The organism is Kothea flammea, assembly GCF_052161645.1.
GTDB lineage: Bacteria > Planctomycetota > Planctomycetia > Pirellulales > Pirellulaceae > Laterigemmans.
In genome coordinates this window covers 2,329,546-2,355,345 of sequence record NZ_CP197414.1, presented here as the reverse complement: position 1 = coordinate 2,355,345, position 25,800 = coordinate 2,329,546, and the positions used below count along the sequence as shown (strand labels likewise).

At 57.9% G+C, this 25,800-nt stretch carries 20 protein-coding genes; 3 read left to right on the top strand and 17 right to left on the bottom strand.

Annotation, left to right across the window (positions count from 1 at the left end):
- Positions 1-11: 11 nt before the first annotated feature.
- Positions 12-1,403, top strand: a complete 1,392-nt coding sequence (gene asnS / locus SH139x_RS08380; RefSeq protein WP_488355985.1) for an asparagine--tRNA ligase — start codon at positions 12-14, stop codon at positions 1,401-1,403.
- Entirely contained in the window at positions 1,403-2,344 is a 942-nt protein-coding gene (gene gluQRS / locus SH139x_RS08375) for a tRNA glutamyl-Q(34) synthetase GluQRS (RefSeq protein WP_488354821.1), read from the top strand. Before asnS ends, gluQRS begins: the two co-directional genes overlap by 1 nt.
- A gap of 265 nt (positions 2,345-2,609) precedes the next feature.
- Here gluQRS and SH139x_RS08370 read toward each other — a convergent pair whose 3' ends face one another.
- From SH139x_RS08370 to SH139x_RS08320, 11 genes are all read right to left on the bottom strand, one after another.
- The gene (locus SH139x_RS08370) at positions 2,610-4,511 is read right to left on the bottom strand and encodes a hypothetical protein (protein ID WP_488354820.1); all 1,902 of its coding nucleotides are present in this window, start codon (positions 4,509-4,511) and stop codon (positions 2,610-2,612) included.
- Positions 4,512-4,554: 43 nt separating this feature from the next.
- Positions 4,555-5,364: a hypothetical protein gene (locus SH139x_RS08365; protein ID WP_488354819.1), complete on the bottom strand. Its 810-nt coding sequence runs from the start codon at positions 5,362-5,364 to the stop codon at positions 4,555-4,557.
- Positions 5,364-7,238 carry a cyclic nucleotide-binding domain-containing protein gene (locus tag SH139x_RS08360; RefSeq protein ID WP_488354818.1) on the bottom strand — a complete coding sequence of 625 codons (1,875 nt, stop codon included), beginning with the start codon at positions 7,236-7,238 and terminating at the stop codon, positions 5,364-5,366. The genes SH139x_RS08365 and SH139x_RS08360 overlap by 1 nt, the downstream gene beginning before the upstream one ends.
- A 112-nt stretch (positions 7,239-7,350) precedes the next feature.
- The gene (locus SH139x_RS08355; protein ID WP_488354817.1) at positions 7,351-8,295 is read right to left on the bottom strand and encodes a DNA integrity scanning protein DisA nucleotide-binding domain protein; all 945 of its coding nucleotides are present in this window, start codon (positions 8,293-8,295) and stop codon (positions 7,351-7,353) included.
- A 92-nt stretch (positions 8,296-8,387) separates the two neighbouring features.
- Positions 8,388-10,667: a hypothetical protein gene (locus tag SH139x_RS08350; RefSeq protein WP_488354816.1), complete on the bottom strand. Its 2,280-nt coding sequence runs from the start codon at positions 10,665-10,667 to the stop codon at positions 8,388-8,390.
- Positions 10,668-10,843: 176 nt separating this feature from the next.
- Positions 10,844-11,245, bottom strand: a complete 402-nt coding sequence (locus SH139x_RS08345) for a carboxypeptidase regulatory-like domain-containing protein (protein ID WP_488354815.1) — start codon at positions 11,243-11,245, stop codon at positions 10,844-10,846.
- Between the two features lie 5 nt (positions 11,246-11,250).
- Positions 11,251-12,261 (bottom strand): DUF1559 family PulG-like putative transporter, encoded by a 1,011-nt coding sequence (locus SH139x_RS08340; protein WP_488354814.1) that lies wholly within the window; start codon positions 12,259-12,261, stop codon positions 11,251-11,253.
- 225 nt (positions 12,262-12,486) lie between these two features.
- Entirely contained in the window at positions 12,487-12,903 is a 417-nt protein-coding gene (locus tag SH139x_RS08335; protein WP_488354813.1) for a CBS domain-containing protein, read from the bottom strand.
- Positions 12,900-13,250 (bottom strand): P-II family nitrogen regulator, encoded by a 351-nt coding sequence (locus SH139x_RS08330; protein ID WP_488354812.1) that lies wholly within the window; start codon positions 13,248-13,250, stop codon positions 12,900-12,902. Before SH139x_RS08330 ends, SH139x_RS08335 begins: the two co-directional genes overlap by 4 nt.
- 21 nt (positions 13,251-13,271) lie before the next feature.
- Complete coding sequence (locus tag SH139x_RS08325; protein WP_488354811.1) at positions 13,272-14,132, bottom strand: DUF1538 domain-containing protein; 861 nt, start codon at positions 14,130-14,132, stop codon at positions 13,272-13,274.
- Positions 14,129-14,878 (bottom strand): DUF1538 family protein, encoded by a 750-nt coding sequence (locus tag SH139x_RS08320; protein ID WP_488354810.1) that lies wholly within the window; start codon positions 14,876-14,878, stop codon positions 14,129-14,131. Before SH139x_RS08320 ends, SH139x_RS08325 begins: the two co-directional genes overlap by 4 nt.
- A gap of 209 nt (positions 14,879-15,087) precedes the next feature.
- On the opposite strand from SH139x_RS08320, the gene SH139x_RS08315 reads away from it, so the two are divergent.
- On the top strand, positions 15,088-15,729 hold the full coding sequence (locus tag SH139x_RS08315; RefSeq protein ID WP_488354809.1) for a c-type heme family protein: 642 nt from the start codon (positions 15,088-15,090) through the stop codon (positions 15,727-15,729).
- 18 nt (positions 15,730-15,747) lie between these two features.
- Here the strand turns inward: SH139x_RS08315 and SH139x_RS08310 are convergent, their stop codons facing one another.
- The 6 genes from SH139x_RS08310 to SH139x_RS08285 all read right to left on the bottom strand — a co-directional run bounded on the left by SH139x_RS08310 (position 15,748) and on the right by SH139x_RS08285 (position 25,793).
- The gene (locus SH139x_RS08310) at positions 15,748-17,325 is read right to left on the bottom strand and encodes a DUF1501 domain-containing protein (protein WP_488354808.1); all 1,578 of its coding nucleotides are present in this window, start codon (positions 17,323-17,325) and stop codon (positions 15,748-15,750) included.
- A gap of 5 nt (positions 17,326-17,330) precedes the next feature.
- A complete protein-coding gene (locus SH139x_RS08305; RefSeq protein ID WP_488354807.1) occupies positions 17,331-20,345 on the bottom strand; it encodes a PSD1 and planctomycete cytochrome C domain-containing protein in 3,015 nt (1,004 codons plus the stop codon).
- A gap of 108 nt (positions 20,346-20,453) precedes the next feature.
- Positions 20,454-21,626 carry a hypothetical protein gene (locus SH139x_RS08300; RefSeq protein WP_488354806.1) on the bottom strand — a complete coding sequence of 391 codons (1,173 nt, stop codon included), beginning with the start codon at positions 21,624-21,626 and terminating at the stop codon, positions 20,454-20,456.
- A 78-nt stretch (positions 21,627-21,704) separates the two neighbouring features.
- Positions 21,705-23,672, bottom strand: a complete 1,968-nt coding sequence (locus SH139x_RS08295; RefSeq protein ID WP_488354805.1) for a pilus assembly protein N-terminal domain-containing protein — start codon at positions 23,670-23,672, stop codon at positions 21,705-21,707.
- Positions 23,673-23,895: 223 nt separating this feature from the next.
- Positions 23,896-24,753: a TrmH family RNA methyltransferase gene (locus SH139x_RS08290; RefSeq protein ID WP_488354804.1), complete on the bottom strand. Its 858-nt coding sequence runs from the start codon at positions 24,751-24,753 to the stop codon at positions 23,896-23,898.
- Positions 24,754-24,761: 8 nt separating this feature from the next.
- The gene (locus tag SH139x_RS08285) at positions 24,762-25,793 is read right to left on the bottom strand and encodes an NAD-dependent epimerase/dehydratase family protein (protein ID WP_488354803.1); all 1,032 of its coding nucleotides are present in this window, start codon (positions 25,791-25,793) and stop codon (positions 24,762-24,764) included.
- Between the last annotated feature and the right edge of the window lie 7 nt (positions 25,794-25,800).

Sequence of the window (25,800 nt, the reverse complement as noted above, 5' to 3'; positions counted from 1 at the left end):
AAGTCTCAATGATGCAGTGGATGTTGATTGACAAGGCGTGTCAGGCTGATGCCATCGGTCAAACCGTGGAAGTTCGCGGTTGGATCCGCACCCGCCGCGATTCCAAAGGAGGTTTCAGCTTTTTGGAGATTAACGACGGTAGCTGTTTCGGAAATCTACAAGCGGTCGCCGCTGGCGAGTTGGCCAATTACGAAACGGAAATTAAACATTTAACCGTTGGTTGCAGCGTGGTGGTGGCAGGTGAAATCAAGGAATCGCCAGCCGCCGGGCAAGCCACCGAGCTGCACGCCACGTCGGTGCGAGTGCTAGGCTGGGCCGATCCAGAAACGTATCCGCTGCAAAAAAAGCGACACAGTTTTGAGAAACTCCGCGAGTGGGCACACTTGCGCCCCCGCACCAACACATTCGGTGCGATCGCCCGCATCCGTGATCTGGTCTGCGCGTCAATCCACGAATTCTATCGTGGTGAATCGTTCCGTTATGTGCAGACGCCCATCATCACGGCCAGTGATTGCGAAGGCGCTGGTGAGATGTTCCGAGTCACCAGCCTTGATTTGGAAAGGCTGGCAAAGTCGGGTGGACCGGTTAACTATCAATATGATTTCTTTGACCGTCCCGCATTTTTGACTGTCAGCGGCCAGTTAGAGGCCGAGATTTTCGCCACCGCGTTGGGACGAGTTTATACCTTTGGCCCCACGTTTCGCGCTGAGAACTCCAACACCACCCGGCACTTGGCCGAGTTCTGGATGATTGAACCCGAAGCGGCATTCTTTGATTTGCACGATAATATGCAACTGGCCGAGCGGTTTCTCAAACATGTGTTTCGAGATTGCTTGGAACAGGGAGGCGAGGATCTAGAGTTTTTCGATCAAAGAATCGAAAAAGGTAAGATCGATCAAATTCGCGCGGTCGTGGAAAAACCTTTCACCCACATGACCTATACCGCGGCGGTTGAAATCCTGGAAAAATCGGGCAAGCAGTGGGAGTACCCTGTCCAGTGGGGCAACGATCTGCAAGCCGAGCACGAGAAGTTCTTAACCGAACAACACGTTGGCGGCCCGGTGATTCTGACCGATTACCCAGCCTCGATTAAACCCTTTTACATGCGAGTAAATGAGGACGAAAAGACGGTTCGCGGCATGGATGTGCTGGTCCCCGGCGTGGGAGAGATCATTGGCGGCAGCCAGCGTGAGGAACGGCTCGATGTGTTGCTCAGTAGGATGACCGAACAGGGCCTCAGCGAACAAGATTATTGGTGGTATGTCGATCTCCGTCGTTTCGGCACCGTTCCCCACGCGGGCTTCGGTCTGGGGCTGGAGCGGGTCATTCAATACATTACGGGAATGGCCAACATTCGCGACTGTATTCCCATCCCGCGAACCCCCGGAAATGCCGATTTCTAATGGTCGTTGGCAGGCTGGCCCCGAGCCCCACCGGGGCCCAACACTTGGGCAACGCCCGCACTTATCTGCTCGCCTGGCTAGCCGCCCGCTCCGCCGGCGGTCGAGTGATCTTGCGGATCGAAGACATTGACTCACCACGGGTAAAACCTTGGGCCACGCAACAAGCGATCGACGACTTGCATTGGCTTGGCCTCGATTGGGATGAGGGTCCCGACATCGGCGGCCCGTCGACACCTTATCTGCAAACCGAGCGAGTCAAGTCTTACGACACCGCGCTTCGCCAATTGATTGATGCCGATTTGGTCTATCCCTGCGTTTGCAGCCGCACCGACATCGCGGCCGCCGCCTCGGCGCCTCATGCGGGTGAAGAAGGACCTTTGTATCCAGGCACCTGCGCGGCATGGCAAGCTGGTCACCCCCTCCCACCTGCCGATCAATTCTGTTGGCGGTTCCGCAGTAGCGCTGAGACCTTTGAATTCATCGATTTACTGCGAGGTCCTCAGACGCTCTCACCCGCGCGACAGCTGGGCGACTTTCCGGTAACTCGTAAAGGGGGACAAGCCGCTTATCAATTAGCCGTCGTCGTCGACGATGCTGCGATGGAGGTGACGCAAGTCGTCCGCGGAGATGATTTACTGCTCAGCACTTTCCGCCAGCTGGAACTGTACCGCGCGTTGGGGCTGCCCGCACCCGAGTTCGCCCATGTACCACTGGTCGTCGGCCCCGACGGTCGCCGCCTCGCCAAACGCCATGGTGACACGCGGCTGAGTTGGTATCGCGAGCAGGGAGTCACACCCCAAGCGATCATCGGCTGGTGTGCTTTTTCCAGCGGCCTGTTAGCCGAGCAGCAAGCTTGCACACCGGCAGATCTGTTGGCTAATTTCTCGTGGTCTAAGATTCCCCTCCAGCCAGTGACTCCCGGAGAACAGTGGGTGTCGTAACATCACCAGCACAGCTGTTTTCTTTGTAGAACCGCTGTCCTCAGCTGTTTGCTTTGTAGAACCGCTGTCCTCAGCTGTTTGCTTTGTAGAACCGCTGTCCTCAGCTGTTTGCTTTGTAGAACCGCTGTCCTCAGCTGTTTGCTTTGTAGAACCGCTGTCCTCAGCTGTTTGCTTTGTAGAACCGCTGTCCTCAGCTGTTTGAGAGTACAGACTGCAAGCGATTGGGGACAATCGCTCTACAATCAAGCGATTGGGGACAATCGCTCTACAATCCGCGTTGCGGCGGATCGACGTGATAGCGATGGCATTGAACACATGCGTCTCCGGCGGCAGACGGTCGATGACACTGCACACAGGTCGCGCGATGCAACGGTTTAAAGTCCACGTTAGGATGCAACGCGTGCTCCGAATCGTCCGCCGCCAAGCTCTGCACCTGATGACACTGCTGGCAATCAGCTAAAGCTTGAATGTTCAGATGGGGCTGATGTGAAAACTTGGTAAAAGTACGTTGGCCGTGGTCGCTGCGGCGGGCCAACCAGCTGCTGCTGACTCCCGCCTGCACACCTGGATGACAGACCAAACAAGCGGCCACCGCCGGGATCGCTTGCAACTCGGCCTGTTCGGCACCGCTCAACTCAGGCGACTTGGCCAGTTCGCAGACTGATTGCAGAGTGCGGTCCGCATGCCCCGCGCCACGATAATGGATCGCCAGTTTGCGGTCATCGCGATACCATCCACCGGCCGGCAACATCGTGGCAGGCTCAAACGTAGAGGGATTCGCATTTCGATCTCCCGTTGGCTGAAACCAGAGTTGATAAGCGGTGGCGACAAGTTGTGGCGATAATTGCTCGACCAATTTGGCAGCCAACTCGGGCGGCAGCCGTTGCTTGATCGCTGCCTGCGGATTCGCCGCGAACTGCAACGTCAAATCATGCATGGCACGAGCCAACACCTTGCTGGCCTCCATCTGCTCGCGACTTGGTGGCTCGCTAAATATCTGCTCGCCAGCTTGATCGATGACATCCAAACCGGCTTTCACCGCTTCATCACGTTGCAACAGCATCCGCGTGATCACGGGCAAATCAAGGCGATCAACACCGGTCGCCAACTCGGGCCACATCTGCCCACCCTCTGCCAAATTCAACGCTTCATCGCCGAGCGGTTCAAGATCAAGCGTTGGCAAGGCGAGCAAGCTGAGTCCCTGGCCAGCTTGCAACTTTAGCGGCTTGTCATGACACGATGCGCAGTTCGATTCATAAGAGGCCACCCGGGCCAATGTACCGTCGGCTTGCATAGCGTGACAACCGCGACAATCAAAAACTTGATTTTGTTGACCGAAATGTTTTTGCTGATGCGTGGCATGATTAAAAGCGACTTGTCCACCACGCCGATAAGGCCAATCGGCAAACTCGGGATGCCCCTGAGAAAAACTCTCAAACTGGTCCTGGTGACAACTCTGACATTGCTTGTTGGTGAGCCAAGACAAATCTGCCATGCTGCCGCGATGCTCGCGATGACAAGCGGCACAGGCGACATCATCGAGCTGAAAAGCGGGTCGCCGCAGACTAGCCAACCAAGATCCCGAAGTGGATGTTTGGTCGACGGAATCCTTTGTTTCTGGATGATGACTAGCAAGCTGCAAGCTGGCAAAGACTTGACTGGCAGAAACCGCCGCGAGTTCCTGAGTGGTTAGATTATGAGCCAAGTTTTGACGCTGGGGCGAAATGGTTGCGTGATGGCATGCAACGCATAAGCTATTTTGAGATACGCTGGCATGCCCGACTTGTCCAGTTCCAAACCAGCTGGCCAAACTGCCACGAGCGGCGGGATGGCAAGCGGCACAGCGATCGTTACGCAGTTGGCCGCTGAGAATTTGAGCATGCGGTTGCGTCAGTGGCCCCGGAGCCAAAAACTCGCGCCGCCATGGGCCACCAATCGCCAACAAGGTAATTCCAGCGGCAATCACCAAACAGGCGTTGCGAGCCGCCCGCCGACGTCCCACCCAACTCCGACGGGGGCGACATTTCTCACCGCTGGCCCCACACGATCCATCAACGCGGGGACCACCCGGACAGGCCTCACCGCACTCAGCTCGACCGCAAAGCCAGAAATCGCCAGGGCGATCTCCAGCGGGCGGCGTCGGTATCGGCAACTCTCGGTTTCGCACAGCGGCTCACTAGATTCTCTGAGAGCAAAGCAAATGAAAAGCATTAAACAAAGGTTAAGACCATGGCAACATGCACCAAACACCATCCGAGCAACACCGTGGAGAGCACGGCGTGCAAAGCCACCCAAACACGCAATCGGAATTGCAAGGCATAATGGAAATCAAGCTCGTCACGCTTCCGCACCAAGGCGGCCAATTGCCCCGCGGCAGCCTGCGTTTGGTCACTGAGATATCGGTCGAGCTCGCGCAATCCGTGCAACAATCGCTGACGCCGCCAACTGTTGGGCAACACCAGAAACCCGATCGGCACAGGACTGGAAAAAAACGGTTGCAAGCGATCGCGATAGAAAGCGGCCAAGACGGGAGACGCTAAGGAAACCTCCAAACCATCCAACACTTCGCTGGCTCCCTCGGCCAAACGTTGCCGGTGCCAAGGAAAGCGATCAAAACGAAACTCACCCGGCACCGCGTTCATCTTTCGCGGTGCAACGCGGCTGATATAAACACCATAGAGACCACTCAGGGCCACGCTCAAAAACAAGATCGAAAGCCCCCCCTCAAATAACCCGTTGGCCAGTAACCGGGGTACATGCAAGCCGTAGACAGCCAGCGAGAAGAGGCCGGTGTAAATGTGAACTTGGGTCCATATCGAAACTGTCAACAGCGGCAACATCGGCAAACGTTTGCGAGCACCGAACAGCATCAAGATGCAAACGCAGGCCAACAGCGCGCCCCCCGAATAATAACTGGCATGCCCCAAGCGGTTGGAAATCATCCAGTGCCCAGCGGCAAATAGACCGCAAGCCGCGAGCGTAATCAGGATTGCCAGTCGTCGTCGTTTGCGGAATTGCATCACCCCCGACGCCTCCCCAACCAAGCGTCGAGCGGACCGAGATGACTAAGATCCAACCGCGCGAGCGCATCGTGAGGACAAGCATTCAAGCAGGCGGGACCGGCGGGTTGCGTCTGGCAAAGGTCACATTTTGTCGCTTTTAAGATCGGCAGCCCGCTGCCGGCGTCCTGGTAAGCACGCCCCTCGGCATCTTGAATCTCCACCATGCTGATGTTTTCATAGGGACAAGCCGACGCGCAAGTGCCACAACCAATGCAAATCGGTTCCTCGACTCGCACCGTCCCGTTCGCTTCGTCTCGGGCCAGCGCGCCGGTGGGACAACCAATCATGCAAACCGGATCGGTGCAGTGCATGCAGGCTTGGGCAAACATCAATGAATCGTGAATCGGTCCGCTCCGCGTCATCCGCGGGTTGCCATCATGGGTCGTCGCGCAAGCCTTCACGCAATCATCGCAGCGGGTGCAACGTTCCAAGTCGATGACCATGGTTTGCCGCCCGTTGGTCAGTCTTTCCTGCACCAAGAATTCCAACAAGCCGGTGTCGACATGCTGGTTGGGTTCATCGACAACTTCGCCGGAATACTCGCCCGGTTTTTCCCGCCGGGCCGAGCGTCGCTCTTCGTCAATCTCGTCAATCTCGTCAATCTCGTCAGTCCCTTTAACCGCAGCCGTCGCGACCGAACGGCTTGGCTTTTTCCCTTTCTCCACCGGCTGCTCGGCAACCTTCGGCTGCTTGGCGGCAAGCTGAATTTCACCCCGGCGAACATAGGGCAAGATGTACTCAGCCACCGTCTCGATGGGAATCTGCAGCGTATCCACAAAGCCGACGCTGCGGAGCGAGTGATGCAAGGCGCAGGGGGGCGTCCCCGTGACACGGGTTGCATTGTGAGCAATCTCGGCAAATCCGAACGTGTGCCCCTTACCGAGATAGGAGGTTGTCTGGTGCCCGCTGCCATGCTGTTGACTGACGCGGGCAAATCCGGTGCGGATCAAAATCAATTCCGTCGGCAGATTACCTTCGATGGCAATCAGCGGCTCTTGCTCGATTTGCTCAGCCACCGGCAAACGACGAATGTTGCGATAGTCTAAGTTCCACTCCATGCGGCCGTAAGAACGCAGCAAAGTGGCATCCGCCACCTTTCGCAGCGCCTCCTCCGGCATGAACCTCAACAGCGGCGTCTCTCGCAAGTGGGGCACCAACCAATGAGCACGATAGTGTTGCTCTAGCTGTTCGGCGAACACCGCATCCCGCCGCAGCAGCCGCAAACCTTGCCAACGAATCTCCACGATGGTGGCCTCTTCCTCAGCAACCACGGTTGCGGTTTGCGGCGTGCGATACATGGCGGCGACTTCGCCAAACAACTCCCCCGGGCCGAGACTCAAACTGCGGTGCTTTTGAAAAACACCGGGAAAGTCTTGCAGGAAAATTGTGGGATTGTCATCGCTGGCATCAATCCGAGTGTTGACATTCCCGGAAACCGCCTCCGGAGATCGCACCTCGGCCAGACGCGGCCGCCGCCAGAGCTGGGCCACGGCACTTCGCCAGCTCTGCTTTTGCGGTATTGGCCGACCGAGCAACTCCGGCGGCAAACGATCGACTGAAACCCGCACGCCCCCCGCTAAGACCAGGAAGGCACTGTTTCCGTAGTCTCCCTCGCGAACAATTATTTCTCCGCGGGCACAGCGTCGAATCCGACAGTCATGTTGGAGAATACCCCGCAGCGGGGTGGCGCGGGGAAAGGCGTCGTCACGCATCGCGGCAAACGGATTGCGGGTGCGCAACCAGGAAACATCATCCGCCGACATCGCCGCATCAAGCGGTTGATCCCAGCGTTGTGGGCGTCGCACCAAGACGGTTTCCGGCGTGTTGTCCATTCCCTGACCGTACGCATATGAAAGGTCGGTAGCTCGCAGGCAGACCGCCACGTGGGTGGTAGCTGGTAAAGCGATCGCAGGTCAAGAGCGGAATTACCCCTCCGCAGTCCCGCTAGCCTTCCGCAGTCCCGCTGGGCGGTTCATAGTTGAACTCTTGCCATTTGACCGCTTTATCCATCGGTTCAATTCGCATCACCAAATGACCATTTTGATACAGCCGCACGGTGCCGGTCGATTGGCTGACGACAACTCCCACCGCTTTTGTTTTGCGAGTAATCGCGGCGCAAGCCCAGTGCCGCGCCCCCAGCCCCTTCGACATCGTCAGGTCCTCGTGAGAGACCTCCAACATTTGCCGGCTCTTTTCAATCGTACCTTCCGGGGTGATGACAAAAGCCCCGTCGAGCTGCGCGATTTCCTTGGCGTCTTCTTGAACCCGCGGATCAAACAGATTGCGGTGCTTGCGGTTGTAGCCGCGGAAGGGATCGACGCCGCTGTCCTTGCAGTGCTCCAAGACGGTCCGCGTATCGCCAATCACAAACAATGTTCCAACAGGTTTGCCCTCACGCCCCTCGCGACCAATCTGAACCGCCAAATCGACGACCGCTTTGATCGTCTTCAGCGGCACGCTGCTGCCGAGTCGCTGGAGGTCGCGGACGGTCAACCGCCGCATCCGTTCGTCCAACTGCAAGTGGCTCAGCGAATCAAGTCGCCCTTGCTGGAAACCGCTGTAGACCGCCACGACATCGCCATTGGTGCGAATCAGCTCATCGGCGGCCGCTTCCAACAAAGCGTGCTGCAATCGCTCCAACAACGGAGCCTTTTCTTTGTTGAGCGCCAGCGGTCTCAAGCCGGCTTCGGCAGCACCTTCCAAATCATCGCCTGAATCGGCAGCCACAATGATGGTTTTATCGTAGCCGGCCGACGCCTCGGAAATCTTTTTCCAGTCAAGCGTCCCGTCGAGCAAGAACAGCAACGCGTCGGCGTTCATCTCGATTGCCATCGATACGGCGATGGAAATGATCGAGCCGGTTTGTTTGGTATATCGTTGCGTTGCCATAAAAGTGAAGTCTCATGCCAATACATTTTGCCGGGGACGCATGAAATCTAATCTCCCGGCGGCAAATCGGCAACGTCGCTGAGCCCATTCTCTCAACGTCTTCGACCAGAATTTGTGGTCGGTCGATCTAACCCCTGGGCGACTTCGCTCTTCCATGGCTGCCGCGAGCCAAACACTAGTCGATGGTACAACGAGAGCGCGCGAATCGCATGCCCCTTCGGTCCCACCTGCCACTCGTGCCGCCGATTCTGAATCATGGCGTTGGCCAAGAACGTGACCCCGCGTATCACACGCTCGTCGTTCAACTGCTCCGCCGTGCTGGAAAACAACAGCCACTCCATAATGTGCCCCGAAGTTTGCAGCTTGCGATCCAGATCATTATTGTCCGCTCGCCCCTCAAACCAATCGGTGCTGAAGGAACCGTCACGATTCTGCAAACTCCAAGCATAATCGATGAAATCATCAATAAAGACCTCAGCTCGCAACCATTCGCCAGTCATCGGTAGCCCCTCCAAGCGACGCTGTTTGATCGCGTAGGTGAAACCCATCAAACGGTGCGTTCCACCGCAAGCAGCTCCCACCACGGGCTGACTCAGCTCCTCACGAATCAATCGCTCGAAGTCCCAAACCTCGCCATCAGCAGTCTGCCAGCGGGTATCGGTGGGCAAATAGTGCGACAAACCAATCAACGTAAATGTCAACTCCTCACCCGTCTTGCAAGCTGCCATTTCCGATCGGACCAAGTCCATCACGGTAAACTTCCGCTTGTTGACCATGATTGGATAATCTTGCGGTACACCGACCTGTGCGAAAATGGCGAGCGTCTGAGCCTGGTGCCCTTGCAGTCCAACTCCCGATCGAGCCACCAATTGGCCGCTCCGCGTCGTGGTGAACATCCGCAGGTTGCGGTTGGGGTTGTTGCCAGCCAACCAAGCAATCGCACTGTAACGCGCCCGCCCGGTGTCGATCATGGCGTCCAAGCCGTAGGGAATGATAGCGTGCAGCATGCCCCACGGAGTCCGCTCGCGAGCATTCTCCGGACGGTTGTAATAGTACTGCAAGCACTGGGCGATCGGACGCTCCAAACGGCTCGCCGCCGCCGAAATCAAAGGCGCCGCGGGGGCCGCAGCTGGTTTCCGCGGTGACTCGCGAAAACTCTCTTCGACATCCTCGGTTTCGCGTTCAATGCTGGGATTCTCGTAAGCCTCTTCGCTGGCCGGGTCACGCCGCCGTGACGTCTCACGCTCAAATTGTTCAATCTGTTCCTGCAAAATCCGCCCGCGATCCTGAGGCTCCAGAGGCTCTTGCCGAGCTCGCTCTTCTCGCGGCGGCTCAATCTGCGGCCGCCGGACCGGTAACTCCGCCGGCGCCGCAACCGACCGCCGCGGCGTACTCGACGCGCGAGGCGTCCGCCGCGAACCCAAGTCGGGACCAGCCAAACCGCTGCCGATCGGTGAGTCTGCTTCCAGCACAGTCTCCGCGGCGGGGGCGGGCGACTCAGCGGGCGGGCTCAGCTCAGCAGGCGGGCTCAGCTCAGCCGGCAGTTGCGGATCCGCGGGCAAGATGCGCCTTGGGAAAGTTGGCGTGACGACTTCCACGGGGGCAGTCAGCGGGGCGGCCGACGACGTGGGCGGTGCGGCGACCGTTTTTCTGCCCTCAACGGGTGGCGTCAAACGAGGCACCGGCTTCAGCGACGTTGCGGCTGGCGCGGCTAACGAAGGCGGATCAGTTCTGCGCCCGCTGCCGATCCTAGCCGGAGGTGCTGAGGTCTGCGGTGCTTGCAGGCCAAGCGGATTGGCTGCGATACGCGTTGTATTCAATTGGGTATTTGATTGCCTCTCGGGCGCAACGGCTGCTATTTCGCCCGCTTTTTCAGAGCCACCAGCCTTTGCAGAGTCGCTAGACTTCGCCAGGCTACCATTTTTCGCAGAACTACCAGCCTTTAAGGAACTACCGCGAGCAATCCAGCCATCACTGCTGACAGTCGACGCCGCTCGCTGTTGGCGAATCGCCTCAGCGACTCGCGGTGTCGCTGCTTGCTGCTCGACATCACCAGCCGCCTGCGGTGCGGAAAGCATGCGGGTGGCGACTTTGGGTTCGGCTTGGAGCGTTCGCCGACTCGAAGCCCGCACGGCCGGTTTGTCGGCCGGAACTGGCATGTGCAAATCGGGCTGTTGACGAGTTAAACGCAGCACAGGCGCGGGGGCCGACTTCGCGTCAGCTCGTCTTGCCTGCTCGGCGGCTCGGTCCTGATCCGACGAACCTTCACTCGCCGCGGCGGGGCAGCAAGCACCGCAAGCGATTAGCAGCACCAACGGTAATGGGCGATGCGACCATTGGTACCATCGAATAAGCCAAGTGACGTATCGCATGAACTGTCGGCGGGCTGGGAGTAACTGCTGAGAGGTCCGGCATGCAGGCAGGAATAATCGGCATAACAACGATATTCCTTCCTACCAGACTCTCTATCGGACACCATCCGGCCATGACTCCATCAGCGTTGAGAATTTGCTCGACACAGCGGAAAACATTCGCCCGAGCTACCCTGTTAAGGGGAGGAAACCAGCTCAACGACTAAAGACTTTGAATTTTCCTCGCTGATCGTCTGCTCCAGCCCACTGGTGTAATAATCCGCATACTTTTGCGGCACCGGGCGGCCATGACCGTGCTGTTCCAGCGATAAATCCTCGGTAATCACCATTTGAGCCACGATCACGTAATAGAGACCAGCGGGCAAGCCTGCCTCACCATCGACGGAGGTGATCGAAAAATGCCCCTTGTCATCCAAACGGCCACTACCCCGCCACAGACCGTCGGCCGCACGGAACTCAATGACTCCCGTCTTGGCCGGTTCTCCATCCTCGAACTGGACGACGCCCTCGACGGGCAGCACCGCCGGTCCACCACAACCGGTGACCAGCAACAAGCCGATTGCCAAATACCACTTCAAGCGATTCAGTCCAAATAGGTGGTGCGGCCATCGTTGCGATTGGCCAAAGAGCCCAACAGCAAGGTATCGGTGGTGGTTGAAAAAGTTCGCACCGAACCATCGACCATGGAGAAGTTGACGACGGCCGGATGCCAGCTGCCGAAGGAGATGGAGTTGGCCAACAAGTCGTTGGGGCTGAGTGCCAAACGGGCTCCCGGGCCGGCCAATCGGCAGGAAGCGGGCAAGTGATCTCCGTCGTAGGCGGGCGAATCGTCCGGAAAAACTCCCAATCCATTCCAGGGGATATGTTTTTCACCGAACAGAAAAGTCGCAGAGGTACCGTCTCGCACGGCCGACATCCGCACCCGATCACGCGGCTCGCGTGGCCGATCGTCGACACATTTGGGCCGCACGCTAATGATCACGCCCGTGCCGCGGCCGCCATAGTAAAAATCGGTCGGTGCACCAACGGAGCCAGGAGTCAAATCACCGTGATTACCAGCGTAGTCACAAAGCGCACCCGTCACATTGCGCCCCCCAGAACCGGGCCAAGGACAGCCGCAGGGCAACGTTCCGCCCCCCACGCTGCCACCGACCTCTCGCAGCCCAATCGGGCTGGTCCCCGCTCGTCGGCTGGGACAAAGAAACACGTCAGCAACCGTTTCGCGAGCAAAATCGGGATGCTCGTGCCACTCGAGGCTCAAGTCCCAATGGTTGGCTTGGTTTTGCTGTTCCAAAAATGGCAACACGCGGACGAGCCAAGTCGGTTCCTCACCCCCACAACTCTGATTCGCGGGGGCTCCCGGTCTAGGTTCGTAACGGGCGGCGGGGAATGCGCCCATCGCATCGTGGTGGAGATGCGCAGCCAGGGTCAGCTGTTTGAGGTTATTTTGACAGCTCATCCGCCGAGACGCCTCCCGCGCACTCTGCACGGCAGGTAGCAACAAACCGACCAAAATTCCGATGATCGCGATGACTACCAATAATTCGATCAGCGTGAACGCTTGTCTGGGGTGCACAAAACTACGGTGGGACATCGCCGAAATCCAATAAAATAAAAGGCCAAAACCCAAGATCAACCGCGTTCTGCCAACCGCTCCTGACGTGTCGCGCCAGTATTCGCAAACGACCGCGGCAATCTTTTCCCCCCATTCTACTAGAATCGGTTGAAGAGGCAACGCAACTGTGATGGAAACGTGACGAACGGTCGCACGGCCCGCCACAACACGCCCGCTGATCCGGCCAAAGTCCGCTGGCCCGGCCTAAACTTCGCTGCGGATTGATTGCATCAAGCCCCGCAAGACGAGATCGTGATAGCTGACGATGCCGACGACTTGATCACCATCGATCACCGGCGCCCTGGCGATCGAAAACCGTTCCAGCAAGCGGGCGCAATAACGGATATTCATGCTGGGCTGCACGCTCAACACCGGTTTCGCCATGATCTCGTAGAGATTCACGCGTTCCGGCGAGCGATCTTCGGCCAACACTTTCTTGGCGATATCGGCCAACAACACCAAGCCGAATTCATCGTTGGCGTCACGCTTGGCCACAATCAGTGCCCGTGTTTCGGGGTGCTTCATGGTCAACAGTGCGGCCTTCACGGTCAGCTTACCATCGACCATGTCAAAGTCCCGCTTCATCACATCAGCGACTCGCACAATCACCTGATTACTCATATGTTTTTCTCGATTATATCGGTCAACTTTTCAATTTGATGACTCACTCCGACGGCATCCTCGACATCGATTTGGATCGCGATTCCGGTACCTGGCTTTTCCTCAAACTCGGCGACGCGACAAATCGTCTCCAAAATTCTGCGGCTCAAATGTCCCTCCACCAAAAACATCAAGACATCACGTTGACTCTCCAGCGACAGCCCTAGAAACGACTTGGTGGGGTTCAGGCCTTGGCCCCGGGCATTGCCAATAATCGTCGCCCCAGTCGCGCCCTCTTCGCGAGCCGCTTTCATCACGCCGCTGGTCTTGTCGTCGTCCACAAACGCAATGATCAATTTGAAGTGCATATTTTAACCTTCAGTCCGTACTTAGGCAGTTACCACAGCCTCTGACTCGTGACGCTCTCGCTCCAACAGCTCGGCCCGCTCCAACAGCTCAGCTCGTCGCTGGCGACGCGCGTGCCGCCAGCCGGCCAGCTGAGCATATCCCATCACCGACATGATAGGGAACAAAGAAGCAAACGCGATCAACCCGAAACCATCGATCACCGGATCACGCCCCGGCACGCGGCTGGCCAAACCCAATCCCAATGCGGCGACCAGGGGAACTGTGACCGTTGAAGTGGTCACGCCTCCCGAATCATAAGCCAACGGCACGATCTGCTTGGGAGCAAACCAAGTTTGCACCATCACCACCACGTAGCCAGCGAAAATAAAGTACGGCAACGGCGTGCCGACGATGATTCGAAACGTCCCCAAAGCAACTCCCACACCCACGCCCGCAGCGACGGCCAACCGCAATCCCCAAGCCCGAATCGCACCGCCAGATACCTCCTCAGCTTTCAATGCCACCGCGATCAAGGCCGGCTCGGCAATCGTCGTGCTCACGCCAATCGCCAAAGCAAAGATATAAGTCCAGTAATAGCTGTACCAAGGCCCAATTAGCTCCTCGCCCAGCCCCGCCTCATCGCCCGCCTGGGAGTTCATTTGCAAGGCTACCAATTGCTCGGCCATCTCTTCCCCCAACGGGAACAAGGCCAATTCCAAGCCCAACAGAAATAACGTCAACCCAATCACGACAAAGCCAGCACCCCAAGCGAGGCGAGGCAAATTGACAAACGGCCGACGCAACACGACCAACTGAAAAAAGACCACGATGACCGCGATCGGCAACACGTCGCGTAAAGTCGAAAGGGTCGATTCCCACAGCGTGACCAAAACATCGCTCACCAGATGATCCCCAACCCCAAGACGAACATAATCGGTGTCAACGACGCGAAAGCAATCAAGCCAAAACCATCGAGCAACGGATTACGCCCCTGAATGCTCGATGCCAAGCCCACGCCCAAGGCGGCGGTCAACGGGACCGTGATCGTCGATGTGGTGACGCCGCCCGCATCGTAGGCAATGGCCACGATCGAACTGGGGGCAAATGGAGTGATCGCCAAAATCATGAGATAACCGACCAAGATCAAATAATGAATCGGCCAACCTTTGATGATTCGCATCACACCCACGACCAGTGCCAATCCGACCGAGACGGCAACCGTCGCCCGCAACGCAAAAGCAAACGAACGTCGAACCTCGACCAACTCGGCCGGTTCACCAACGGTGTATTTTAAATCGGCCGCTTTGTCGCCAATGGCAATTAAAGCCGGTTCCGCGAAGGTGGTGCCAAACCCCAAAGCAAAAGCAAATGCCAACAACCAAGGGACGCTACCTTTGCGAGCAAACGCGTTGGCCATCCCCTCGCCAATCGGAAACAATGCCATCTGCAGCCCGGCGACAAATAACGACAAACCGGCCACCACCAGCAGCAACCCCAACGTTAGCTGACCGACGTTCTCCAGCGGCTGACGAAATACCAACAACTGAAAGACCGCCACCACCACGATGATCGGCAGCAAATCCCGGAAACTATCCCGCAGCGGTACAACAATCGCAGATACAATCCGCTTGATGCGCGAAAATGCCACTCCTCGTACCTCCTGAACAAGCTGCAAGTTGAAGCTGTCAAAATCATAAACCAGAACCCATGCCGCGATAATGGGCGAGTCCCCCGATTACCACAAACCATTGACAGGTCGCTAGCTTACGATATATTGATCAATCTTTGGTCAGTGGCTAATGACCTGGGCCCCCGCGAATCGATTCGCTCCCAAACGACAGCACCACAGGAACACCGATGCTCCGCTCGCTCCCATTCTGCTCACTGTTGGCATTCCGCCCGCTGCTGGCAATCATCGCCCTGAGCGGCTGCTCACCCAACGCGACCACCAACAACGCTCCCAATGAGAACTCCGCGACAAATGCCAACTCCTCAGAACCCGTCCTGACAATCGTGGCCGATCGCTCCCCGAGCGAAGCCCAACGTGAAACGATGCTGGCTGCCAAACAAGCGCTCTTCACACAACTCTCCGGGCGACTGCAGCAAGCGATGCAAACCGCCGGGCCGGCAGCGGCCATCTCAGTTTGTAAAAACGAAGCGCCGCAGATCGCCGCGGAAGTCGGCAAGCAGCACGGTGTGTCAATCGGCCGCAGCGGAGTCCGACTGCGAAACCCCAACAACTTGCCGCCCGCTTGGGCCGCTGAGCTTGTCGAGCAAAAATCGTCCGAGCCCGTTTTCGTCACCCTCTCCAACAATCATGCCGCCGCCCTGATGCCAATCAAACTGCAGTCGCAATGCTTAATGTGCCACGGGCCGGCCGATCAAATTGCCCCGGTGATCAGTGAGCAACTCAGTAAGCTCTACCCGGATGATAAAGCTGTCGGCTTCAAGGAAGGCGAGCTGCGAGGTTGGTTCTGGATCGAACTGCCTAACGCCTAATGTTTAACGCCTGACGCCTCAAACCAGCAACTCGCTGAGCACTCGGCCTTCATCGGTGGGGCCGATCAGCCGCTGGTCGAGCCCTTGATAGCGAAAATGAAAACGGTGCGGGTCGAGTCCCAGCGTGTACAACAAGGTCGCTTGCAAGTCGCGGAGGCTGACCGGGTTCTCCACGGGATAGTAACCAAACTCGTCGGTCTGACCATACGAAACGCCACCTCGTATCCCGCCACCGGCGAGCCACATCGAGAAGGCGTAGGGATGATGATCGCGCCCCACGTAACCCGCTTTTAACTCGCTGCGGACGTTATTCTGCATCATCGGCGTGCGACCAAACTCGCCACCCCAAACGACCAATGTTTCGGCCAACAAGCCCCGTTGCTGAAGATCGGTCAACAGTCCGGCAATCGCTCGATCGGTTTGCTGGCATTTAATCGGCAAGGTCTCATCAATGCTTTCGCCCAGCGAAGATCCATGGTGATCCCAACCCCAATCATATAACTGCACAAACCGAACTCCGTTTTCCACCAGTCGTCTGGCGAGCAAACAGTTGTTGGCAAAGGTGGGATCGTCACCGCGATACAACTTACGCGGATCATCAGCAGATTCCGCTGGCGATACGTATCCCGGCCGGGCACCGTAAAGATCGAGGATATGTTGGGGTTCCTGGGAGATATCCATCACCTCGGGAACCGCCATCTGCATCCGATAAGCCAACTCGTACTGAGCGATCCGTGTCCGCGTCTCACGGTCTTGGATTTGCTGGAATTGGACTTCGTTCATCTCCGCCACCGTATCGAGCATCCGCCTCCGCAGTTCGCGATTGATTCCCGGCGGATCACCAAGAAACAACACCGGATCGCCCGTCGTGCGGCACTGGACTCCCTGATAGACACCCGATAAAAATCCTGAACCCCACAGCGACTTGCCCGCGTCGGGTGTTTTGCCGCCCGAGAGCAAGACCACGAAGCCGGGCAAATTTTCATTCTCGCTGCCCAAGCCGTAAGTCGCCCAGGCGCCGATCGAGGGACTCCCCAAGCGGGCCGATCCGGTGTGGGCAAAGAGTTGAGCCGGCGCGTGGTTGAACTGATCGGTGTGCACCGTGCGGATCACGCTGATTTGATCGGCCACGCCTGCCAAGTGGGGAAACAACTCGCTGATGACTTGCCCACTTTCACCATGTTGAGCAAACCCGAATTGCCCGGAGAGAATCTTGGGGACTCCTTTGATGAAGGCAAAACGCTTGCCTTCCAAAAACGATGCTGGCGCATCTTGCATGTGTAACTTTTCCAACTCCGGTTTGTGATCAAACAGTTCGAGCTGCGAGGGCGAACCGGCCATATGCAAATAAATTACCCGCTTGGCTCTAGCCGCCAACTGTGGCAACTTGGCGGCCAGCGGATTGAGTCCCGCACCGTCCGCGCCGAGCTCATCGGCCATCGCGGCCCGCGGCGACATGCCAGCGGAGGCCAGACAGCCGAGAGCAACCGCCCCCAACCCAAGTCCGCCGGAGGAGAGAAAATGCCGCCGCGTTTGCTCGCGCACGCGCTCGAGTGGTGGCGAGAAACGGGGTTGTTGAAATTCGGGTTGAGTCATGATGATTAATTCCGGGTCAGGTATTCATCTAAGTTGAGGATTGTGCTGGCGACAAGGATCCAGGCAGCCTGTTCAGCCGCGGAGATCGATTCCGGCATGTCCCTGGCTAGCTCCCCGCTTAACTCCCCGCAGCTCGCCGCCAACAACTGCTCTGCTAATGCAGGGTTAGCCGCAAAGTGAGACTCCGCATCGCTTTGCAGACGCAGCAAAGGCTCAACTTCAGTTTGCTCGACGGGCCGCACCAAGGCCCAACGCAGCCCCTTGGCAGCCCGCCGCGCGCTGCTTTGTTGGTCAGCATCTACTTGGTCAGCATCTACTTGGTCAGAAGTGCTGGCCAGCATGCGAATCGCCAACCCCGCTGCGGCTTCCATAAAGACTGGATCGTTCAGCGTGATCAGGGCCTGCAAAGGTGTGTTAGTGTGAATGCGACGGATCAAGCAAACCTCCCCACTGCCGCCATCGAAGGTGGTGAATGCGGGGTAGGGCGTGGTACGTTTCAAATACGTGTAGATGCCCCGCCGAAAGCGATCCTCACCTTTGGCATCGACCCATTGTTCGCCACTGTAGGTCGATCGCCAAAGACCAGCGGGCTGGGGCGGCATGACAGGTGGCCCACCAAGTTTATCGGAGAGCAAACCGGCGGTTGCCAACGCCTGATCGCGGAGCATTTCCCCGGTGAGGCGAAAACGGGGCGCGCGGGAATACCATTGGTTATCGGGATCCTTTTCCAGCGAGACCGCATCGGCGTGTGAAGATTGGCGATAGGTATCACTCATCACAATCGTTTTCAGCAAATGCTTGAGGGACCAACCTCCCCCGCGATACTCGTCCGCCAATAGATCGAGCAATTCCGGATGCGTGGGGACAGATCCCAGCTTACCAAAATCTTCCTCGGTCTCGACTAAACCGCGACCAAACAACCTGGCCCAAATGCGATTGGCCCAGACGCGGGGCGTGAGTGGATTTTCCGGACTGACTAACCACTGAGCCACACCGCGGCGATCGAGCGGCACGGCGTCGGGCAAGGGGTGAAAGGCAGCCAAAACGGCCGGCTCAACCACTTCGCCTTGATCCAAAAAACTACCCCGCTTGTGCACTCGCGTTACCCTGTGTTCCCCGACCGGTAGTTCGCGCATTACGGGAATTTGAGTGATCGCCGAGTTCAACGCTTGCAGCGCCTGTTCGCTGGCCTTGATCTGCTGGCGGAGCGGATCGCCAGCCAGCAAGTTTGCCTGCGGCATGAGCGTCTGGGGATCCAAGCCACTGGTGCTGAGACGAAACCGGGCGAGCGTCAATTGATTGCCATACTGTTGGTCGATGACCACGCGCAGCAGTTGCGGTTCAGCCAATTCCAAGGGATTGGCAAATTCGGCGATCAACACATGCCGCTGGTTTTTCTGCGGCGAGATGGCCCAGCCCGTTTTCGTATCGCCATCCAGCGCCGCTGCGGCGGGCCAGCCAGCCTGAGAAAAATCAGCTCGCGGCCCCTGCAAGGCAAAACGTTCCTCGGAGAGCGGCTGGGACGACTGCTGGGCGACAGCTTCCACACGCAACTCGGAGACCACAAAATTCGGATCAGCCGGGTTGCGTCCCACTTCATACTTGCCAGCGGCGGTCAACACCGGCAGAGCTTCGAGCCGCAGGGCGGTATAGCGTCCCGCCGGCAACTCCACGTCAATATGATAAGTATCATGCGTCGGACTTTCACCACTCACCACAATGGTTTTCAGCTTATCGAGTGTCAGAGTCGCCTTGCCCAACGAGACTGCTGATCGCACTCGCACGGCCGACCAAATTTTCCCTTCGGCGAGCTCATCATCGATAGCCTGTTCCTCGCGCTGCCGCAGTTCGGCTTGCAAGCTGGCCAGCTCCGCCTCGAGCCGACGTCGCTCGGCAATTTGCTGCTCGCTGCTGACCTCCAATTTGGGCGCGTCGTCGCTGCGATCGGCATCGCGAGTCTGATTAAAAATAGCATAGAAGCGATAATAGTCTTCAATTGAAATCGGGTCGTACTTATGCGTGTGGCATTGAGCGCACCCCATCGTCAGCCCCATCCAAACTTGGACCGTCGTGTTGATTCGATCTTTGACAGCCAGCGTGCGGAACTCTTCGTCATCGGTTCCCCCTTCATCATTGGACATGGTGTTGCGATGAAAGGCCGTGGCAATCAATTGGGCTTGAGTCGGCTCGGCCAGCAAATCACCAGCCAGTTGATCCATGGTGAATTGATCGAGTGGCAGATCCCGATTGAAGGCTGCGATTACCCAGTCGCGATAGGGCCACATCGTGCGACCGCGATCCTTCTCGTAACCTTTGGTGTCCGCATAGCGCGCCAAGTCCAACCACATCCGCGCCCAGTGCTCTCCAAATTGCGGCTGGCCCAACAGGCGATCGACCAAGGCTTCATAAGCGTCGGGCGATCGGTCGGCGGCAAAAGCGTCGGCCTGCTCAAAGGTGGGCGGCACGCCTAATAGATCGAGCGAGAGTCGCCGCGCCAAAGTGTGCGGCGAAGCGGGCGGTTGCAACTTTAATTCCAACTTAGCCAGTTGGTGACGAACCAGATTATCCAGAGCGGCAACGGGGCGATCATGGGAATCGGCAGGGCGAAGGATCGGTTCAAACGCCCAGTGCTGCTGCCACTGCGCCCCCTCTTCAATCCACCGCCGCAGCGTCTCGATCTGCTCGGGCTGGAGTTGCCGATTAAATTCGGGGGGAGGCATCACCGCGTCAGGATCACGACTTGTGATCCGGGCAAGCAACGCATTGTGGCCAGTGGTGGCGTCGCGAGCGAGCACGCCGGACTCTGTGGCGTCGGTTTCGCGATCGAGCCTCAAATCGGCTTGACGATGTTCCGCGTCAGGACCGTGGCAGGAGAAGCAATTTGCCGACAGGATCGGCAGCACGTCGCGAGCAAACTCTACCGGCGGTGCGGCTGCCAACAGCCCTGAACGACCGCGCGGCGGAGCGGCCAGCGAGCAAAAAACAACCAGAACGAGGCATCTTGCTGCGAGTGATTTCATCACGAGTCACGGAGCGATCAAGTATCGGAGGGGAAAGCGAGGACTTTTCCCCAGAATACTCGAATCTCCACGAGCTGTCTCGCCGTAACAAGCTAGCTCGCCAACCCGTTAGTAAACAAACTGCAAACCTGCGTTTACACCGTGGATGAAAATATCATCGTCGACGTTGATCCCGAAGCCAGTCGCTGGACTCAAGTTTCTCGACACTTGGCTGCCCGCTTCGGCAAGTCCGGACAGGTACCAGAAGTCATAACCAATCGTGGCCGAAAGTGAATCGGTCAGATTAATTCCCAGTTTCGAACCGATCTCAATCATCCCAGCCAGCTCAGTTTCGTCGGCCGAACTATTCAGAACAACCGCGGTTGGCGCGGCGACGTTGAGTCGCGTGTCTGACTCCGCAAAGTTCAACAGGATGGCACCTTTGATCGTGGTGTCGGTGTAGACACGCAATCCCAAGGGATAGAACAGTTGCAAACCTACTTGAGGACCAATCAACAAGTTGTCGGTGTTTTGCTGCAACAGCACGCTATCGCCAGTTACGGTATCTTCGGCCCCGAAGGCATAGTCTTCATCATACATAATGCCCCGCAAGCCGACCATAATGCGAGCCACATCCCAACCAGTGTATGTGCGGCTGAACTCAAAGCTATCGTAGGAAGCCCGGCGACTTTGAAACTGACGATCCGCGTTGTTGAACCGCTGTACCGCGTCAAAGATATTGGCTGGCAGCACGGGAGCAATGAACACGCTGTCTTGCGTCGTGCCAAAGATGGTGTCTTCCCAATCTAGCAGTCCGGCGAACACGAATTCATAACCATCGACGCAATCGAAGCGGCGTCCCCAGGTGACTCGTGGCGCGAATTCCCATTCGTAGTCATCAAAGGAATAACCAAATGCTCGCGTAAACCCGCTGCCACCGGTGCGTTGCATGTAGAGCATATCGACAACGCTGTAATAGCCCGGCTGGCATGGCACGTAACAGCCTGGGGAACAGGCGGCAGCCATACCCTGCGCGTAATCGGTAGCAGGTAGCGGGGTCATCTGAGTTTCCGCTAACTGTTTCAGCTCGGGTGGCCCATCGATGATGGTTTCGCCAGGAGCCAACTCAAAACCTTCCAAGGAGGTAATCATACCATCCTGCAGGCTGAGCTGAGTCGCTGGAGAATCCAACATGGGGGCAAGCCCTTGCGTGGGGCTCTGACCGGCGGCCGGTACAACCGAGCCCACCAGGGCCACCCCAGTAGCTACTAGTGAGAGTACGAAATTTCTGCGTATCGTCATCGCTCAACCTCGGTTGGACGCGTGCGCGACGGACTAAAGCCGACGCTACAAATCGTGTAGGTTTTTAAGATCTCAAACTCAACGAACTTCCAAACGATCGTTGACTGTTTCCAGACAAGCACTCCGCACCAACCGCATGATTTCGCGGGCGGTACTTTGATTACTTGCTTGGCCAATGACCGTCAGTCCATCACCTTGGGCGATGACTCTGATTCGACAGCCGGGATAGGTGGCCCTGATCGTCTCGGTGAGACGTTGTGCCACCGCTTCCAGCGACGCACCCAAGGGTGCTTCCTTTTCACTGACGACGTTGATTTCATGCAGTTCAGGCTGCTCGTCATCGCCACACCAAATCGCCAACCGCGTGGAGCCAACTTGACGACCAATCAGCAGCAACTTGTGAGGCCCGACCAGCACCGCTTCACAGATCTCGCGGTTCTCTAACTGCACTCGTTGCACGGCAGTTTGCGGTGAGAGTGAATGCGACTGAGCATGCTGAATCGAAATTTTGCGAGTTGGTTGCCCGGCGAACACCCGCTCCGCTTCCATCTCCGCGGCGGACACCTGACGCAGCATTGGTCCGGAACCCACAGTCGCAGTCTGCTTTTGCTGGTTCACATCAATTACCAACCGCCTGGATGGCCGATAGATTTTCGCCACCGTTTGCCCCGCTGGCTCAAGCGAGTCGTGCCGTACGTTGTTGTCCTCGCCGACTCCCGGCTGGACCGTTTGCCCGCCAGCGCGTTCCGCAGTCAGCTGTTCCAGCGTTTGCGGGGTGGGCGGGCCGACCACGGCAGCTGCGTTTGCTGCGCTGGGGACAGCCAAATGATTGGGTCGAATTAATGCTTGACCAGAAACGGGTTCGGTGGAAACCGTGTCGCCAAAAGCGGCCTCAGCCCCCAGCATATACGCATCCGAATCACCGTCGGCGATGCTAGCTTCTGCAGCTACCGAGACCAGCGGGTTCTGGGCAACGCGAATCGCCACGCGACCACGACTCTGCAATTTCAAAGCACCAGGGATCAGAACATCCTCCCCGTCTTGTTTTTTCTGCGAGGGAGCTCCGCCAGCACCGTCGCTTAACCGGAACCGCGCCCCCTCCTCGGCGTCTGCAAGCTCCGCAGCGTCTGCGGCAGGCAAGTTCTTTGCAAAGTCAGCGTTGACCAGCGGCTCGGCGGAGCGCACCGAGCCAAGAGTTGGCGTCAAAGTCTCGGCAACCGCCGGCGTTTCCTTCAAATCCGAAAAATGCAAACCAGAGAACTCTGGCACCTCCTCCGCGGCGGTTGCGTCAGCCGCAGGCTCGACTTCCTGCATCACAATCTCAATCTGTGGGGCTGCGACTTGTTGAAGCTGGCCTTGTTGCGCTGTGGCCTTCGCATCGTCCTCCAACTCGACCGCGTCCTCTGTGGAGCCATCGACGGGACGTAACTTCAACACGGCAGCTGATGGCTGCAGCAAGACCAGCGGCGGAACGTTAGTCACGTCGTTCGTTGGCACGACAACGGCCGCGTCGCTGGTCGTTTCGCGAGGCAATAACCTGGCTGCCTGAGGAGACTCATCAGCCACACCACTGGCCGTTTGCACGGCCGATGCTGCCCCCCGGTAAAAGCCGGCCCCGTTGGCAGGCTGGCCGTTGACGCCCGGCTTGCCCGCGGCGGCGGGTGGCACCAAGTAGGGGTTGCCGCGGATGGCTCCGCCGGTGCCAGCCTGCGAAGTTTGCCCGCCTGGAACAGCGATTGGCATCGTGTGCTCGATAGTTTGCCGCGTTTCCCTGCTGCCCAACCGCTCGATCTTCAGCGGCAGAGGAGGTAATGCGGGAATTTGTTTCGGTAATTGCCTATTGGTGGCTGTGCGTGCATTCGCGACGTCTGCAGTATTGCAGCCAAAAGCCCGGCCGTTAACATTTTGGACGCTAGCATCTTGAGCGCTAACATCTTGGGCGGGGCAGGCCAGACCCGTCACGCATCCGGCCAGCAGAACAACCGTCAGGGCATTCCGCAGCGTGCGACGGCGATGCGAGCGTCGTTGGAGGTCATGCTGAGTCATCTGGCAAATCTCTGGAGCTGCGCGGAATCCACGGTTACAGGGGCCAATCGCGATCCTGAGACAACGAAGGCCATTGTGGGTATCGGTGCGCGGGCAGTTCTGGATTGAGCAAATATGCCGGTTTTGGCAATCGAGCCGGTCGTTAGCAAAGCTCCGATCACAACACCGGCAGCGATCCGCTCAATTCCCCGCTAGACTCGGCCCCTAAACGTGACCGCCATTGCTAGCCCCGCCGCTGCCTGACCGCCTCGAAGAGACAAATCGCCGTGGTCACCGAGGCATTCAAACTGTCCGCCATGCCGGCCATGGGAACCCGGACCGGTTCGATATCCTGGCTGCGCCAACTCTCGCTCAGCCCCTCCGCCTCGTTGCCCACCAAAATTGCGGTCGGTTTCCGCCAATCGGCGTCCCACAGCGTGCGTTCAGCGTCCACGCGGGTGGCCAACATGCAAATTCCGCGACTTCGCAACCAGTGCTGAGCGGCATCGGTCGTGGTTTGCCGCACTGGCAACTGAAAAACGACCCCGCTGCTGGCCCGGATGATATTGGGGTGGAAGAGGTCATCGGAACCGTCGCAAATCAGCACCGCGTCAGCCCCGGCGGCATCGGCCGAACGCAAAATCGCACCAACGTTACCTGGTTTTTCCAGCCGGTCGAGCACGACAACCAGAGGGCAGCTGGGCAGCTCCAGCGACTGCAATTCCCACCGTGGTGTCTTAAATTGAGCGACCCAATCCTCACTTCGCTGACCGTAGGCCAACCTCTCGAGCAAGCCACCGGGAACGGTTAACAAGGCCGCTTGCAACTGGCTGACTAAGCGATCCTCCCGGTAATCAATCACCTTGTCCCGCTGGTTTTGCTCCCCTTCGGCGGCGGCCAACAATCGACGCCACAGCTCGGCAGCCGAAGTCTCTGACTCGAGCGGCATGAAGAGCGCTTCAAGTTCCAGTCCGGCGAGCAGCGCGCGGGCAATCTCTCGTTTGCCGTCGACCAGGAATTTCCCCTGACGACGACGAAACCGAGACTCCCGCAACCGTAGGGCAAATTTAAAGCGAGGATTGGAGGGACTGGTAATTCGCATGAGACGTCTTAGGTTACTTGCAAACGCAAACCATCACGGAGCACATCGGCCAGATGGTTCGCGAGCGACTGGCGCGGTTGCCAGCCTAACCCAACAACCGACTTCTGCACATCGAGCGCCCAGCCGGGAGCACGCGCTTCGCGAATTTTGTCTCGATTAAGCGTCGGAGATTTCCCCAGCAAGCGACCGCAAAATTCGGTCGCGGCTCCCAAACAATAACCGGCCGCTAAAGGAAAATTCAAATTGACGAAACGATGTTGCGGACATCGCTCGCGAACGACTTGCCCTAGCTCCAGCAAACTCATCGTCTGGGGATCGGCCGCGTGATAAATGCCCACTCCGCCCTCAGCGTCTCGTTGAGCATTGCCCCCGCTGACTCGCTCTCCCATCTCGGCGGCGCGAATCATTAAATCGACCAGATCATCAATCTCGATCATCGACAAAGGCTGCGTGCCGGGGCCAATCATGGCATTTACCCGCAACCGTGTGATCGCTCGTAAAATCCGAATAAATTCGGTGTCTCCCTCCCCAAAAACGATCCCCGGACGCACGATCGTCAGCGGACATTCGCCCCGCTCCGTGATCGCAATCCGTTCCCCAGCCAGCTTGCTGCGTCCGTAGTTCGAGATCGGCGCGGGGGGCTGATCAGGGGTCAGCGGAAGGCTCCCCCGCGACGGCCCCAGTGCGGCAGCAGAGCTAACGAGCAGAAAATGAGGTGGATTCGGCATCCCGGCAGCGGCTCGGATTAAGATACCGGTGCCTTCCCGGTTCACTTGGTCGAGTTGGGCGGGCGTCCCGGAGACCAAGCCGGCGACGTGAAAAATGTGACTCACCCCGTCCAACGCTCGCCGAGACATCTCCTCGTTCGTGCGGGTCAAGTCCAACTCTACCCGCTCGCTGTCAAATTGGGCCAAGCGGGCAGTTTTCGAGGTTGGCCGCAAGGTGATCCGCACCTGCCAGCCGCGTGTGGCTAGCTCGACGGCAAGACGAGAGCCAATAAAACCGGTGGAGCCGGTGATCAAAGCAAGTCGATGTTTCATAGATACA